The sequence below is a fragment of the Nocardia sp. NPDC003726 genome (assembly GCF_053586955.1).
Genome location: NZ_JBSFNF010000001.1, coordinates 132642 through 147342, shown reverse-complemented (window position 1 = coordinate 147342; position 14701 = coordinate 132642). Strand labels below are relative to the sequence as shown.

15 protein-coding genes are annotated in these 14701 nt (G+C 70.0%); 9 read left to right on the top strand and 6 right to left on the bottom strand.

Translation table 11 applies throughout. The features are described from left to right. Positions 1 to 151 precede the first annotated feature (151 nt). The gene (locus ACWDMM_RS00735) at positions 152 to 1657 is read right to left on the bottom strand and encodes a flavin-containing monooxygenase (RefSeq protein ID WP_195081224.1); all 1506 of its coding nucleotides are present in this window, start codon (positions 1655 to 1657) and stop codon (positions 152 to 154) included. A 328-nt stretch (positions 1658 to 1985) separates the two neighbouring features. On the opposite strand from ACWDMM_RS00735, the gene ACWDMM_RS00730 reads away from it, so the two are divergent. Together ACWDMM_RS00730 and ACWDMM_RS00725 are read left to right on the top strand one after the other, a co-directional pair. Then, positions 1986 to 3131 carry an LLM class flavin-dependent oxidoreductase gene (locus tag ACWDMM_RS00730; RefSeq protein WP_449935300.1) on the top strand — a complete coding sequence of 382 codons (1146 nt, stop codon included), beginning with the start codon at positions 1986 to 1988 and terminating at the stop codon, positions 3129 to 3131. A 98-nt stretch (positions 3132 to 3229) separates the two neighbouring features. Continuing rightward, entirely contained in the window at positions 3230 to 4648 is a 1419-nt protein-coding gene (locus tag ACWDMM_RS00725; RefSeq protein ID WP_195081222.1) for an APC family permease, read from the top strand. 1 nt (position 4649) lies between these two features. On the opposite strand, the gene ACWDMM_RS00720 is transcribed toward ACWDMM_RS00725, so the two are convergent. Next, entirely contained in the window at positions 4650 to 5525 is an 876-nt protein-coding gene (locus ACWDMM_RS00720) for a VOC family protein (RefSeq protein WP_195081221.1), read from the bottom strand. A gap of 85 nt (positions 5526 to 5610) precedes the next feature. Between ACWDMM_RS00720 and ACWDMM_RS00715 the strand changes: the two genes are divergently transcribed. From ACWDMM_RS00715 to fabG, 4 genes are all read left to right on the top strand, one after another. Beyond that, positions 5611 to 6561: an Lrp/AsnC family transcriptional regulator gene (locus tag ACWDMM_RS00715; RefSeq protein ID WP_195081220.1), complete on the top strand. Its 951-nt coding sequence runs from the start codon at positions 5611 to 5613 to the stop codon at positions 6559 to 6561. Between the two features lie 191 nt (positions 6562 to 6752). After that, positions 6753 to 7370 (top strand): HAD family hydrolase, encoded by a 618-nt coding sequence (locus ACWDMM_RS00710; protein WP_195081219.1) that lies wholly within the window; start codon positions 6753 to 6755, stop codon positions 7368 to 7370. A 176-nt stretch (positions 7371 to 7546) separates the two neighbouring features. After that, complete coding sequence (locus ACWDMM_RS00705) at positions 7547 to 8695, top strand: acyl-CoA dehydrogenase family protein (RefSeq protein WP_195081218.1); 1149 nt, start codon at positions 7547 to 7549, stop codon at positions 8693 to 8695. Positions 8696 to 8709: 14 nt separating this feature from the next. Continuing rightward, positions 8710 to 9462, top strand: a complete 753-nt coding sequence (gene fabG / locus ACWDMM_RS00700; RefSeq protein WP_357105033.1) for a 3-oxoacyl-ACP reductase FabG — start codon at positions 8710 to 8712, stop codon at positions 9460 to 9462. A gap of 84 nt (positions 9463 to 9546) precedes the next feature. Here the strand turns inward: fabG and ACWDMM_RS00695 are convergent, their stop codons facing one another. After that, entirely contained in the window at positions 9547 to 10266 is a 720-nt protein-coding gene (locus tag ACWDMM_RS00695; RefSeq protein WP_357206108.1) for an SDR family NAD(P)-dependent oxidoreductase, read from the bottom strand. Positions 10267 to 10366: 100 nt separating this feature from the next. Here ACWDMM_RS00695 and ACWDMM_RS00690 point away from each other — a divergent pair, with 100 nt between their 5' ends. From ACWDMM_RS00690 to ACWDMM_RS00680, 3 genes are all read left to right on the top strand, one after another. Further along, positions 10367 to 11224 (top strand): helix-turn-helix transcriptional regulator, encoded by an 858-nt coding sequence (locus tag ACWDMM_RS00690; RefSeq protein ID WP_357105027.1) that lies wholly within the window; start codon positions 10367 to 10369, stop codon positions 11222 to 11224. 21 nt (positions 11225 to 11245) lie between these two features. Next, positions 11246 to 11821: a class I SAM-dependent methyltransferase gene (locus tag ACWDMM_RS00685; RefSeq protein WP_357105024.1), complete on the top strand. Its 576-nt coding sequence runs from the start codon at positions 11246 to 11248 to the stop codon at positions 11819 to 11821. A 157-nt stretch (positions 11822 to 11978) separates the two neighbouring features. After that, positions 11979 to 12368 (top strand): hypothetical protein, encoded by a 390-nt coding sequence (locus tag ACWDMM_RS00680; protein ID WP_195081213.1) that lies wholly within the window; start codon positions 11979 to 11981, stop codon positions 12366 to 12368. Between the two features lie 15 nt (positions 12369 to 12383). Here ACWDMM_RS00680 and ACWDMM_RS00675 read toward each other — a convergent pair whose 3' ends face one another. From ACWDMM_RS00675 to ACWDMM_RS00665, 3 genes are read right to left on the bottom strand one after another with little or no spacing between them, the layout of a single operon-like run. Further along, the gene (locus tag ACWDMM_RS00675) at positions 12384 to 13268 is read right to left on the bottom strand and encodes a TIGR03621 family F420-dependent LLM class oxidoreductase (protein ID WP_195081212.1); all 885 of its coding nucleotides are present in this window, start codon (positions 13266 to 13268) and stop codon (positions 12384 to 12386) included. Between the two features lie 48 nt (positions 13269 to 13316). Then, positions 13317 to 13517: a hypothetical protein gene (locus ACWDMM_RS00670; RefSeq protein ID WP_195081211.1), complete on the bottom strand. Its 201-nt coding sequence runs from the start codon at positions 13515 to 13517 to the stop codon at positions 13317 to 13319. Then, a complete protein-coding gene (locus ACWDMM_RS00665) occupies positions 13511 to 14605 on the bottom strand; it encodes an NAD-dependent epimerase/dehydratase family protein (RefSeq protein WP_357105019.1) in 1095 nt (364 codons plus the stop codon). The genes ACWDMM_RS00670 and ACWDMM_RS00665 overlap by 7 nt, the downstream gene beginning before the upstream one ends. Positions 14606 to 14701 lie beyond the last annotated feature (96 nt).

Here is a 14701-nt window from a genome sequence, read left to right as displayed (position 1 = left end):
CCGACGCGCCATCGCGTCGCAGTGCAGCGATCGTTGAGCATTCGCTATTTCATGTCCATAGTTGTCTTCGGGGAGATTCCAAAAGGACGCCGACCGGGAAACCGCGGCGGGCACCTCGTCGTGCCCGCCGCGGTGCGGCGCACAGCGGCGCTCAGGCGCTGCGCGTGCCTTCCAGCGGCCGTGTGACGGCGGACTTCTCGGCACGGCTGAAGGTCAGCACCCCGTCTTCGAGCGCGCCCTTGCGCAGCAGCTTGCGGTCGCGGAAGTAGTTGTTGATCACCTGCCACGGGCCGTTGGTGCCCTGGCGCGGCATCACCGCGTCACCGCGCTGGATATAGCCGGAGGTCAGCGCCCCGCCCATCACCGAGTCGGCGCCCCGGTCGCGGTCGGTGGCGACTGCCTCGACCCGGGTGAAACCGTTCCTCTTCATGTGGTTGAGCACCCGGCAGAAGTATTCGGCCGCCAGGTCGGCTTTCAGCGTCCAAGACGCGTTGGTGTAGCCGAGCACCATCATCGCGTTCGGCACGCCGTCGAGCATGGCGCCCTTGTAGACCACTCGCTCGCGGGTGACCACCGGTTCGCCGTCGATCTCCAGTGTCATGCCGCCGAGCATCTGCACACTCAGACCGGTGGCGCTGATGACCAGGTCGGCGGGCAGTTCCTCACCCGAGACCAGGCGGATGCCGTTCTGGGTGAAGGTCTCGATGCGGTCGGTGACGATCGAGGCTTTGCCGCTGCGCAGCACTTTGAACAGGTCACCGTTGGGCACCACGCACAGCCGCTGGTCCCACGGGTTGTAGTTCGGCGTGAAATGCCGCATGTCGATGCCGGGGCCGACCTGCATTCGCACGGCGGCCAGCAGCAGTTTCTTGGCCGCCTCCGGGTTGGTGCGCGACAGTTGGAAGCTCGCGCGCTGCAGAGCGATGTTGCGCGCCCGGCCGATTCGGTAGGCGAGCTTCTCGGGCACCTTGGCGGCTTTCATCCCCACCGCCACCGGGTCGTCGGCGGGCAGCGCGGTGATGTAGGTCGGCGAGCGTTGCAGCATGGTGACGTGCGCCGCCGCGTCGCTCATGGCCGGGATCAACGTGATCGCGGTGGCGCCGGAGCCGATCACCACCACACGCTTGCCGGAGTAGTCGAGGTCTTCGGGCCAGTGCTGAGGGTGCACGATCTGGCCCCCGAAGTCCTCCTCACCGGGGAACTCGGGCCGGTAGCCGTTGTCGTAGTCGTAGTAGCCGGTGCAGCCGACGAGGAAGTCGCTGGTGTAGATCTCGGTCTCGCCGGTCCGCTCGTCGAGCGCCTCCACCGTCCAGGTGGCCTTTTCGCTGGACCAGCGGGCCGTGGTGACCTTCCGGCCGAAGCGGATGTGCTCGGTGACGCCGTACTCGGCCGCCGTCTCCTCGATGTACTGGCGGATGTGCGGGCCGTCGGCGAGGACCTTGGTGCCGTTCCACGGCCGGAAGCCGTAACCGAAGGTGTACATGTCGGAATCGGAGCGGATGCCGGGGTAACGGAACAGGTCCCAGGTGCCGCCGATGGCGCTTCTGCGTTCCAGGATCGCGTAACTGCGTCCGGTCCGCTCTTTGGTGAGATGGCAGGCCATGCCGATTCCGGACAGCCCAGCGCCGATGATCACTACGTCGACATGCCGCGTCATTGAGGTACTCGTTTCGTCCGGTCCGCCTCGCACACCTGAGGGTGCGTGCTGAGGCCAGATTACGTGTTATTCGTGGTTACGTCTAGTCCGAATGGTGACACGGATCGGCACCGGAATAAAAACCGGCCTGGTTCCAAATCGTGACCTCGGCCGGTCCAGCGCCCAGCATGGATCACTGCGGCGCGCCCACAAGGCGCACCGCCCGATCTGTCCCGCTACCCGAGGCGCCGCGGGCCCGTGATGGCTACGGCGCCGGTTCGGGTGGCTTCGCGTGCGCGCTGGTCACCACGGTGGCTCGGGCGCGGTCCCCGGAAGGGAGTTGGCTCGTATGAGTCTGTCGTTCCACTGGTTTCTCCCCACCTACGGCGATTCCCGCGGCCTGATCGCGGGCGGGCACGGCACCTTCATGTCCGGCGACCGACCGGCCAGCCTGCGGTACCTGAACCAGATCGGCGCCGCCGCCGAGGACAACGGTTTCGAGGCCGTACTCACCCCCACCGGCGCGTGGTGCGAGGACGCGTGGCTGACCACCGCGATGATGGTGGAGACCACCGAGACGCTGAAGTTCCTGGTGGCCTTCCGTCCCGGCCTGATCAGCCCGACGCTCGCCGCGCAGATGGCGGCCACTTTCCAGCGGCACTCCAAGGGCAGGTTGCTGCTCAACGTGGTGACCGGGGGCGAGCCGCACGAGCAGCAGGCCTACGGCGACTTCCTGGACAAGACCCAGCGCTACGCACGCACCGGCGAATTCCTGCACGTGGTGCGCGAACTGTGGAACTCCACCGAGCCGGTGACCTTCGAGGGCGAACACATCCGGGTCGATCGGGCTCTGCTGAGCAACCGGCCGGACCCGGCGCCGCCGGTGTTCTTCGGCGGTTCCTCCGAACCGGCGGGCCCGGTCGCGGCCCGCTACAGCGACACCTACCTGACCTGGGGCGAGCCGCTGCTGGCGGTGAGCAGGAAGCTGGAATGGATCCGGCGTCTGGCGGTGGACCACGGCCGCGTCCTCGACTACGGCCTGCGCGTTCACGTGATCAGCCGCGACACCTCCGAGCAGGCCTGGGCCGAGGCCGACCGCCTGCTGGCCGGCATCGATCCCGCCGACATCGAACGGGTGCAGGCCAATCTGGCGCGCAGCGAATCCGAAGGCCAGCGGCGCATGCTGGAACTACACGGCGGCAGCACCGATCGGCTGGAGATCGCGCCGAACCTCTGGGCGGGCGTGGGCCTGGTCCGCGGCGGCGCGGGCACCGCGCTGGTCGGCTCGCACGCCGAAGTCGCCGAACGGCTGGCCGAATACGCGCGCCTCGGCATCACCCACTTCATCCTCTCCGGCTATCCGCACCTGGAAGAGGCGTACTGGTTCGGCGAGGGCGTGCTGCCGATCCTGGAGCGCAAGGGCCTGTGGCGCCATCCCAACCGCACCACCCGCGTGGCCGCCTCGACGCCCTTCGCGACGTCATCCAGCAGCTGAGAGCAACACCCCAGTTATTCCCACGCGCTGCGACGCGGCGAGAATGGTCTATCGGTCCGGCACACCGGCCGCGACCGATGGACCATTCCGAGGGAGTCATGACCACCGCTTCAGCCCGGCGCTGGCGCCGCCGCCTGCCCGACACCGCGACCGAGGCGGGCGCGCCCACGCTGGCGCGCAGACTCGGCAGGCTCGATCTCACCGCCATGGGCGTCGGCACCATCGTCGGCGCGGGAATCTTCGTCATCACCGGTGTTGCGGCCGCGGAGAAGGCCGGGCCCTCCATCGTGCTGTCGTTCGCCCTGGCCGGAACGGTGTGCGTGCTGGTGGCGTTGTGCTACAGCGAACTCGCGGCGATGGTCCCGGTCTCCGGCAGCGCCTACACCTACACCTACGCGACCCTCGGCGAAGCGCCGGCGTTCCTGGTGGGCTGGAACCTGCTGCTGGAATTCGTCATCGCCGGCGCCGCGGTGGCGATCGGCTGGTCCGCGACCACTGTGTCCGCACTCGACTCGCTCTTGGGCATCACCATCCCGCATGCCCTCGTCGCGGGACCCGCCGAAGGCGGCGTGGTGAACCTGCCCGCCTTGCTGATCGTCGCCGCCGTCGTCGCGGTGCTGGTCGGGGAGGTGTCGTTCACCGCGCGCATCACCAAGGCGCTGGTCGCGGTGACCATCGGCGTTCTGGTGCTGGTGATCGCCGTCGGCGCCCCGCACGTGAGCGTGGACAACTGGACACCGTTCGCGCCGTTCGGGGTCGGCGGGATCATCGGCGGCGCCGCCATCGCGTTCTTCGCCTTCCTCGGTTTCGACGTGGTCGCCGCCTCGGCGGAGGAGGCCCGCAACCCGCGCCGCGACGTGCCGTTCGCCATCATCGGCACGGTGCTCATCGCCACCGTGCTCTACGCGCTGGTCAGCGCCGTGCTCACCGGCATGGTGCCGTTCGCCACACTGAACAACAGCGCGCCGATCGCCACCGCGTTCGGGGCGGTGCGCATCGGCTGGATCGGCGACGTCATCGTGATCGCCTCGATCATCGCGCTGACGAAGGGCCTGCTGCTGATCGTGTACGCGCAGGTGCGGTTGATGTTCGCGATGTGCCGCGACCGGCTGCTGCCCTACTCCCTCGCGACCACGGGCAAACGGTCGACCCCGGTGCGCCTGACGCTGCTGCTGGGAGCGCTCGGCGCGGCGATCGCGGGCCTGCTGCCGATCGACATCGTGGTCGAACTGGTGAACATCGGCGCGCTGTCGGCGTTCGCAGTGGTGTGCGTGGGCGTGCTGGTGCTGCGCAGGGTCGAACCCGAGCGCGAACGCCCGTTCCGCACCCCGCTGGTGCCCGTGGTTCCGCTGCTGGCGCTGATCGGCTGCGTGCTGCTCGCGACCACGCTGGATGCCCTGACCTGGGTGCGATTCGGTGTGTGGGTCCTGGTCGGCATCGCGGTCTACCTCGGATACGGACGCAAGCGCTCCACCCTCGCCGAGACCGCGCCCAGCGCTCCGCCGACCGGCCCCTGACTCACCCCGCGACGAAGAACAGTCCGGCGCCGTAGGCGTCGCGCGCGGAGACGTGGAAACCCTCGTCCGTCTCACGAACCGGCACATTCGCGTTCCGGATGACCTCGCGGGCGACGGCGAGATCGCGCACGGCGATGGTCATGGCGGCCAGGTACGACGGTGCGGGTGCCGGTTCGCCCGGCAACACAGCGGCGACCTGCGACGCGCGCACCAGTTCCAGCCGGCCCGAGCCCATCTCCAGCACGGTCAGCGGTGCCTTGTGCACGGCGGCGACGTCGAGAATGCGGGAGTAGCGTTCGACGACCGCGTCGAAGTCGGCATCGGCCACGACGATCAGCACGGCGGCGATGGCAACGGCGCCGTTCGGGTGCGACAGGTAGCGCGGCTGGTGCACGTAGCCGCGGGTGAGATGCTGGGCGACGCCGAGCAGCGCCTCCGGTGTCGAACTCGGGTCCACGTGCACCGCCCGCGCGCGGACCGTGCGCACGCCGTCCTCGGTCTCGACGTCGCGCTCCAGGTCGAGCACACCGGTGGCGCGCAGGCCCGCGGCCAGGAGTTGCCGCCGCGCCGACTCGGCGTCACCGGTCTCGAGGTTGAGCAGACGAAAACCTTCGTATTCGTCGGCCATCGCCTTGGTATGCCAGGGGTCCGGTGCGGACTCGTCCACTATGCCGAGCAGCTCGAGGTAGGAGCCGCCGAACAGCGCGCACCGGTTGGCCGTGCATCCCGGCGTCGGCGGTTCACCGGGTCGCGCGCTCAGCAGATGCCGCGAGCGGGGACTCAGCGTGAATCCGAGGTCGAGGTAGCGGCGTTCCAAGCCGTCCAGATCGCGGGTCAGGATTCCGGTGTGGTGGATGGCGTCGATCGGTTTCTGCATGCCGACGATGCTCGTGCGGCACCCGCCGCGCCGCCCGTCAGCACGGACGATTCGCCGGATTCCGGCACTGACCTACGCTGACGTGGTGGATTCGGTCACTTTGGACGGCGTCGACCGAGGCCTGCTGCACGCGTTGCAGCTCGACGGCCGTGCGCCGTTCAGCAGGCTCGCCCCGGTGCTGGACGTCTCGGAGCGCACGCTGGCCCGCCGCTACCGGCGGCTGCTGGACACGGGCGGTTTGCGGGTGACCGGGGTCGCCGACACCGGCCGGGTGGGCCACAGCGAGTGGCTGGTCCGTCTTCGCGTCCGACCGGATGCCACCGCGGCCATGGCCCGCGCGCTGGCGCGCCGCGCCGATACCGCCTGGGTGACCGTCATCGGCGGCGGCACCGAGCTGACGTGCCTGTTCCGCGTGCCCGGCGACGCTCCCCTGCCCGAACTGGCCCGCCATCCGGCAGTCGGCGCGGTGGACGCCCAGCGTGTGCTGCGGCACGTCATGCGACGACGCTGGCGGGGACGGATGTCGGCGCTGTCCGCCGAACAGAGCGCGGCGCTCGGCACACCCCACACCGGTCCGGCCGCGACCGTGGCGCCGAGCGAACTGGATCGGCGGTTGCTTCTCGCGCTTGCCGCCGATGGACGGGCAGCGTATCCACGGCTGGCGCGAGCTGTCGGTCGGTCGGAATCCGCCGTGCGGCGGCGAGTGGAGGAACTGCGCCACGCCCGGGTGCTCGGTTTCGACGTCGAGATCGATCCCGCGCTGTTCGGGTTCACCGTGCAGAGCCTGCTGTGGCTCACGGTTTCCCCCGCCCACCTGCTCGCCGTCGCGACCACGCTGGCGGCCGATCCGGAGGCGGCGTTCGTCGGCGTCATCACCGGACCGCACAATCTGCTGGTGTGCGTCGTCTGTCGTGATGCCGACGACCTGTTCCGCTACACCACGGAGCGGATCGGGGCGCTGAGCGGGATCGACCGGATGGAGATCAGCCCGGTCAGCGGATACGCCAAGCGCGCCGCGCCGCCGCGATACACCTGACGCCGGCTTGCATTCGCTGCTGAATTTCCCAGCGGCACAGTCTCTTACCCGGCACCGAGTGCATCGGCGGTTCCACGTGGATCACGACGGCCACACCCACAGTTCGGACGATCCCGCCACTCGCGCGGCGGAGTTGTGAATCACAACAGCCGCACCGGCACGCCGCGGCACGGGCGGTTAGGGTCGGTCAGGTGACCTGGACCGCGGGCTTCGACTTGGACATGACGCTGATCGACTCGCGGCCGGGCGTCGCGCGCGCCATCGACCTGCTCGGCGTCGAATTCGATCTGCCGCTGTGCGGGACGACCTTCGCCGATCGGCTCGGCCCGCCGCTGGCCACCCTGCTCGTCGAGGCGGGCGCGCCGGAGGATCTCGTTCCGGCGCTGGTGACTCGCTATCGCGCGCTGTATCCGACGATTGTCTCGAGCATCCCCCCGATGCCGGGCGCACAGGCCGCGCTGGCGGCCGTCGAGGCCCGCAACGGCCGAGTGCTCGTGGTCACCGGCAAGCACGCCCCGCTCGCGCAGCTGCACATCGCCGAACTCGGTTGGCGCGTCGATCATCTCGCGGGTGACCTGTGGTCGGCGGGCAAGGCGGCGACGCTGCGCGAACAGGGCGCGAGTTTGTTCGTCGGCGATCACGTCGGCGACATGAACGGCGCACGCGCCGCGGACGTCTTCGCGGTCGGCGTCAGCACCGGGCCGTGCACGGCGGACGAACTGCGCGCGGCGGGCGCGGACGTGGTGCTGGCCGATCTCACCGAATTCCCCGCCTGGCTGGCGACAGAGTTCGGCGCGGTCACCGCTTAGGCCGCTCCGGTCGCGACGTCGGCTTGTCGGGACCGCCCCCGGCCGGTGCCGAACTCCCATTCTCGAAACAACCTCGCCCGGCGCACCGACAAGTCCACCTCAGTGGTGCCGCGGTGGATCGCCGCTTCGTGCCAAAAACTTGCACCGTTAGTTTACCGGTCGCTAGCCTACTGCGCATGAACCTCGAACTGTCCGGCGAGCAGACGGCGGCACGGCGGCTCGCTTCCGATTTCGTCGACCGGGAGATCGCGCCGCACGCCGCGCGATGGGATCGCGACGAACAGGTGGACCGTTCGATCGTCGCCCGGCTCGGTGAACTGGGCTTCCTCGGGCTCACCATCCCCGAGCAGTACGGCGGCAGCGCGGGCGACCACCTCACCTATTGCCTGGTCCTGGAGGAACTGGGACGGGGCGATTCCTCCGTGCGCGGCATCGTCTCGGTCTCGCTCGGCTTGGTCGCCAAGTCGATCCACCATTTCGGCACCGAGGAGCAGAAGCAGACCTGGCTCACGCGGCTGGTCACGGGGGAGGCGCTCGGCTGTTTCGGGCTCACCGAGCCCGGCACCGGATCCGATGCCGCCCAGTTGCGCACCCGCGCGACGCGCGACGGCGCGGACTGGGTGCTGTCGGGCACGAAGATGTTCATCACCAACGGCACCTGGGCCGATGTGGCGCTGGTGTTCGCGCGTACCGGCGGCGAAGGACACCGGGGCATCAGCGCGTTCCTCGTCCCCACCGACTCCCCCGGCTTCGCGGCGCGCGAGATCCACGGCAAGCTCGGGCTGCGTGGCCAGGCCACCGCCGAACTCGTCCTCGACGGGGTGCGCGTACCCGACAGCGCCCGCCTGCACGACGAAGGCAAAGGCTTCACCGTGGCGATGGCAGCGCTGGCCAAAGGCCGCATGTCGGTCGCGGCGGGGTGTGTCGGGCTGGCCCAGGCGTGTTTGGACGCCGCCGTCGGCTACGCCACCCAGCGGGAACAGTTCGGCAAGCCGATCGCGGCCCACCAGCTGGTGCAGGAACTGCTCGCCGACATCGCGCTGGACGTCGACGCGGCGCGGCTGCTGGTATGGCGGGTCGCCGATCTCATCGACCGCGGCGAAGAATTCGCGCTGGCGTCGTCGAAGGCGAAGCTGTTCGCTTCCGAGGCCGCGGTCCGTGCGGCCGATCGCGCGGTGCAGGTGTTCGGCGGTTACGGCTACATCGACGAGTTCCCCGTGGGCAAGTATCTGCGCGATGCCAAGGTGATGACCCTCTACGAGGGCACGAGCCAGATCCAGAAACTGCTCATCGGCCGCGCCCTGACCGGCGTCGCCGCGTTCTGACAGGAGAACTTCCGATGCACCGCTTCACCGACCGCGTCGCGGTCGTCACCGGCGCGGCTCAGGGCATCGGCGCGGCCACCGCGCTGCGCCTCGCCGCCGAGGGCGCGGCCGTGGCCGTCCTGGACCGCAACGAGCCCGACGAGACCGCCGCGCGGATCACCGCCGCGGGCGGCGTGGCGCGCGGTTATGTCTGCGACGTCACCGACCGCGGCTCGGTGGGGCAGGTTTTCGATCGCGTGGCCACCGATCTGGGCAGCCCGCAGATTCTGGTGAACAACGCGGGGATCACGCGCGACGACCTGTTCTTCCGCCTGTCCGAGGAGGACTGGAACGCGGTGCTCGCGGTCAATCTGACCGGCGCCTACCACTGTGCGCAGGTGGCGCAGACGTTCATGGTGGCCCAGCGGTACGGCAGGATCGTCTCGCTGTCGAGCCGGTCGGCGCTCGGCAATCGCGGGCAGGCCAACTACGCGGCCGCCAAGGCGGGCATCCAGGGGCTGACCGCCACGCTCGCGCTCGAACTCGGGCCCTACGGCATCACGGTGAACGCGGTGGCGCCCGGCTATATCGCCACCGCCATGACCGCCGCCACCGCACACCGGGTCGGCCTGACGGCCGAAGACCACCAGAAGGCCGCCGCGGACCGGACGCCGCTGGGCCGGGTGGGACAGCCCGAAGAGGTCGCGGCGGTCATCGCGTTCCTCGCCAGCGACGAGGCGAGCTACGTCAGCGGCCAGACGCTGTATGTCAACGGCGGCGCGCGCTGACCAGAGCGGCTCCACCGTGACCGCACGTGGCATCGCTCGATGCGCACGCGCCCCAGCGACCCGGCCGCCGGTCCCGTCGGCGGCTCACCACGGGACCGGCCCGACGCGGTCGAAGAAGCCGCCGGTCGGCCCGTCCTGCGGAAGCGTGGCCAGCCGCACGATCGCGTCGGTCCCCTCGGTGACGGTCTGGAAGCCGGAGTGCCCGTTCAGGTCCGTGGCGGTGTAGCCGGGGTCGGCGGCGTTGACCTGGAAGCCGGGCAGTGCCCGAGAGTACTGCGAGGTGATCATGTTCAGCGCCGTCTTCGACGCCGGATACGGCAGGCCGAGCAACGTGGATTCGATCCGGCTCGGGTCGGAGGTCCGCGCCAGCGAGCCGATACCGCTGGAGACCATCACGATCCGCGGCTGAGCCGCGGCCCGCAACAGCGGCAGGAACGCGTTCGTCACCTGCACCGGACCGAAGACGTTGGTCTCGAACACCGCGCGCATGTCCGCGGCATCGACGAGATCCGGCGTCTTCCTGGTGCCCCCGATACCCGCGTTGTTGACCAGCACGTCCAGCCGCGCGGTGCGCTGGCGGACGTATTCGGCCGCAGCCGCGATCGATGCGGCGGAGGTGACGTCGAGCGGGACGAACTCGACCGACACCCCCGTCGCGGTCAACTCCGCCGCGGCCGCCTCGCCCAGCTTCTCATCGCGAGCGGCCAGGAACACCCGCCAGTCCAAATCCGCCAGCCTGCGGACAGTTTCGCGTCCCAAGCCCTTGTTCGCCCCGGTCACCAGGGCCGTAGTCGTGTCGTTCACGGAGCCAGCGTCACGGTTCCGGCAACCCCGCGCCAGGGATGCCATCTCCTGGGAGCAGCGATCCCACCCCCGCACCGAACCGCTGCGGCATGATCGGGATGTGGATCGAACCGAGCTGGCCGCCCTGCTGCGGCAGGCGCGTGACCGGGTGCGTCCGGTGGATGTCGGGCTGCCCGCGGGCGCGCGCAGGCAGGTGCCGGGATTACGACGCGAGGAGGTCGCGCAGCTCGCGGGGGTCAGCGTGGACTACGTGGTGCGGCTGGAGCAGGGGCGCGGCCCCCGGCCGTCCAGCTCGGTGCTGGCCGCGCTCGCCCGCGCGCTGCGGCTCAACGACGAGGACCGCGCACTGCTGTTCCAGCTCGCGGGCGCGGCGCTTCCGCAGGCAGGCCGGATCGACATGGTGGTGCGGCCCAGCGTCTTGCGTCTGCTGGACCGGATGGCGGATCTGCCCGCGCTGGTGTTGTCGGCGAAAGCCGATCTGCTGGCCTGGAATCCGATGGCGACCGCGCTGCTCGGCGATTTCTCCGCGTGGCCGCCCGCCCAGCGCAACATCATCTGGCAGCGCTTCCTCGGCACCGAGCCCGGACGGGTGATGATGACACCCGCCGAGGCGGACAATGCCGCCGCTTTCTCGGTCGCCAGTCTGCGCAGCGCCCGCGCCCGCTACCCCGACGATCCCGGACTGCTGCGATTGGTTTCCGAATTGCGCTCGCGCAGTCCACGCTTCGAGCAGCTGTGGAACGCGCGACGATCCGGTCAGTGGCGTAGCGCGACCAAGACGATCGATCATCCGGAGCTGGGCTGCTTGCGGTTGGACTGCGACACCCTGCTCGTCCCGGACACCGACCAAGCCGTCGTCGTCTATTCGGCGGCGCCCGGCAGCAAGGAAGCGTCGGCCCTGGAACTGCTCCGAGTGACCGGCGTTCAGCGGTTCACGGTCACGGAGCCCTCCGGCTGACCACCGCACTACAGTGACAGCGTGCGCGATGATCCCTACTGGAATCACAACACTCACTACCACCCTTGGTTGTTGAAGCAGGTGCCACGCTCGGCGCGCACCGCCCTCGACATCGGCTGCGGGGACGGCTTGCTGGCGGGCAAGCTGGCCGGACGCGGGCTGACGGTCACCGGAATCGACGTCGACCCCGCCATCATCGCCCGAGCGCCCGCCGTGGCGGGGGTGTCCCTCGAACAGGCCGACTTCCTCGACTACGGGGGCTCGTTCGATGTCGTCACCACCGTGGCCACGCTGCACCACGTTCCCCTGCGGGCGGGGCTCACGGCGCTGCGCCGTCTGGTCGCACCTGGTGGCGTGCTCGCCGTGGTCGGCTTGTGGAAGATGTCGCCGCGCACGGACTTCCACTACTTCCCGCTGTTCCCGCTCATCTGGGCGATCCACCTTTCCCACCGTGTCGGCGGGCCGAACGCGCGAACGCGCGACCCCATCGACGGATTCACCGAAATCCGTTCCACCGCAGCCGAACTCCTGCCCGGCGCGCGCGTACGGCGGCGGCTCATGTGGCGCTACACACTGTTGTGGCACAAGCCCGCGTGATCCTCGGTCCCGAGGACGCACCCGGCTAGAGTCGTGGCATGCCGCCGCTTCGGGAGCACAGACCGCGAAAGGCCATCCGCACGCTGCCCGGCCACGCCGTGCCGATGCCCCCGCTACTATCCGGGGAGGAGGTGCGCGCACGGCTCGCCGGCGCGGCGTGACCTCCCGGGCCCTCGGCGGTGTCGTCTTCGACGCCGCGGCGGTCGTCGCGTTCGCCAACCGCGCCAACTACGCCCAGGCGGTCGTCTGGGCGACGGTCGAGGCGGGAAGCACCATCGTCGTTCCGAGCACCGTGCTCGCGGCGGCGCGCACGCACATCCCGGCCGACCGGCTCGATATCCTGGCCGTGCTGGTCGGCTTGCCGCACACCGTCGTCCCGACGTTCGACCGCACCGGCCCGCCGCTGCCGGCATTCGGCGATGACATCCTGGCGGCCGCGGGGCATGTCACCCGCGAAGCGGTCGCCCGCACCTGGCCCTGCCTGACCAGCCGTCCGAGACGGCTCCGGCAGATCGATCCGCGCGTCATCATCGATCCGCTGCCCTGACCCGCACCCGGCGGCTCAGCGCAGCAACTCGATGACCGGGGCGAGTTTCTCCATGCTGTCCTCGAGGACGGTGACGTAGCTGATGCCGTAGCGATCGCGCCGGTCGCGCAGGCGGTCGGCCATCTCCTCGGGTGTGCCCATCAGCAGGAGCGGGTGCTCCTCCGGGGAGTCGGCGACGTCCGGCGGCAGCGCCGGACCGAAGAGTTCCAGCACGCTCGCGCGTTCGCGCGGCGGCACCACCCGCTGCACGAGGATGTTGAACTCGACCTTGTCCAGCCGTGGACCGAGCAGTTGCCCCACATAGGCGACGCGCTCCTCGATCTCGGCGAGCCCGGCCATCTGCAGCGGCCCGCCGTTGCGCGCGGCCGCCGCGCCGGTGAAGGCGATGATGTCGGCGTGCCGCGCGGCGACGCCGAGCAGACGATCACCCCATCCGCCGATGAGGACAGGCGGCCCCGACGGCTGCGCGGGCTGCGGCTGATACTCCGGATCGGCGAACAGCCTGCGCAGGGTGATCACCGTCTGCTCCAAGTGCTCGACGCGCTTGCTCCCGCTCTCGAACGGGATGCCCGCGGCCTCGAACTCGGCCTGCACATAGCCCGCACCGAGCCCGAGTTCCACCCGCCCGTCGGTGAACTGATCGGCGCCGGCCACGTCGCGGGCCAGCAACACCGGGTTGTAGAACGCGGTGTTGAGCACGAAGGTGTTCAACCGCACCCGCTCGGTCGCCTCGGCGGCCAAAATCAACGCGGGGAACGGCGCGGGCAGGCCGAGATGATCGGCGACACCCACCACGTCGAAGCCGAGTTCTTCTGCCCGACGGCACTTTTCGATCCAACCCGAACGTGATTCGGGGACCACCATGTTGACACCGAACCGGAAAGGGTGCTGTGCAGTCACGTGTCCTGTCTAGCGAACCGGGCCGGGCCGCCGTACTCCGGGGCCGGGTCAGCACTGGGCGAGCGCACCCGCGGCAACTACGACGCCCAGCAGTGCGACGACCGTGGCGGCCGCCGGCACCGGCCGTCGCAGCGCTCGCCCGACCGGGCCGGGAGCGGTGTGCCCGGCGGGGTTCACGCGCGGGGATCGACGGGCGGACCGGCGCCGGATCATGGCGACCGTGGTGATGATCAGCGTCGCGATCAGCATGTCCGCACCCTCAGACCCACACGGCGTGCGGCGCGGTGGCGCGGGGGGGCGGACTTGCCGCGCGGCGGCGCGACTATCCGGTGGTGCAGCAGACTTTCGGCGGTGTCCAAGACGGTTTCGCGCACCGGCCGCATGGTCCAGCCCAGTTCGCGCCGGGCTTTGTCGGCGCTGAGCGACTCGGTGCGCCCCAGGGTCGGCACGGTCAGCCGGAGACTCTTGTCGAAGATCGCGACGCAGCGTACGAGCCAGTTCGGCAGCTGCCTGGTCGGCACCCGGAATCCGCGCGGCCCGTATTCCTCGGCGAGAATGCGCGCCATCTCCCCCATCCACAGGTGCTCGCCCGCGCAGATGTATCGGTTGCCCGCGGCTTCCGGCGTCTCCAGCGCCAACCGGTGGGCCACGGCGAGATCGCGCACGTCCACCGGCGCCCAGCCGACGCGTGGCATGCCGGGCGCGTCCGCGGCGAGCAATCTGCGCACCGGTTCATGCGAGGTGCTCGTCGCGGCGGACAGCAGCGGCCCCAGCACCATGCCCGGATTGACGACGACCAGTTCGAAGCGCTGGCCCGCCGGAAGCCCCGCGACGAAATCCCAGGCCGCCCGCTCGGCCAGCGTCTTGCTCTTCTGGTAGGCCGGACTGCGCTCGACCACCGTCCAGTCGGCCTCGGTGCGGAGGCCCTCATCGGTGTGACCGGCGACGATCGCCGCGATCGACGAGGTGAGCACCACCCGGCGGACGGTGCCCGCGGCGGCGCAGGCGCGCAGCACGCGCAGCGTTCCCTCGACCGCGGTATCGATGAGTTCTCGCTCGTCGTCGGGCGGCGTGGTGGGGAACGGGGAGGCGACGTGCAGCACCGCCGCGCTGCCCGCGACGGCGGCCGCCCAGCCGTCGTCGCCGTTGAGGTCGGCTTGCGCGAACTCCAGTTCGCCCCCGGTTCGCCGGGCCAGCTCGACAAGGTGTGCCCGTTTGCCGGTGGCGGCGAGGTCACGAACCGTCGCGCGCACGGCGTAGCCGTGTTCCAGCAATTCGGCGATGACGTGACCGGCGACGAATCCCGTTGCGCCGGTGACCGATACCCGTGTGCTCATTAGTTCATCCGTCTCGTGGATTGGCTGAGGCGGCAGTCATCTGAGCGCCGCTCAGATAATCTAAGCATCGCATAGTTAGGTTGTCCAGGAGGCGTC

Coding starts and splice junctions, on each gene's coding strand:
- ACWDMM_RS00735 (WP_195081224.1), bottom strand. CDS start 1,657: ATGACGCGGCATGTCGACGTAGTGATCATCGGCGCTGGGCTGTCCGGA.
- ACWDMM_RS00730 (WP_449935300.1), top strand. CDS start 1,986: ATGAGTCTGTCGTTCCACTGGTTTCTCCCCACCTACGGCGATTCCCGC.
- ACWDMM_RS00725 (WP_195081222.1), top strand. CDS start 3,230: ATGACCACCGCTTCAGCCCGGCGCTGGCGCCGCCGCCTGCCCGACACC.
- ACWDMM_RS00720 (WP_195081221.1), bottom strand. CDS start 5,525: ATGCAGAAACCGATCGACGCCATCCACCACACCGGAATCCTGACCCGC.
- ACWDMM_RS00705 (WP_195081218.1), top strand. CDS start 7,547: ATGAACCTCGAACTGTCCGGCGAGCAGACGGCGGCACGGCGGCTCGCT.
- fabG (WP_357105033.1), top strand. CDS start 8,710: ATGCACCGCTTCACCGACCGCGTCGCGGTCGTCACCGGCGCGGCTCAG.
- ACWDMM_RS00670 (WP_195081211.1), bottom strand. CDS start 13,517: ATGCTGATCGCGACGCTGATCATCACCACGGTCGCCATGATCCGGCGC.
- ACWDMM_RS00665 (WP_357105019.1), bottom strand. CDS start 14,605: ATGAGCACACGGGTATCGGTCACCGGCGCAACGGGATTCGTCGCCGGT.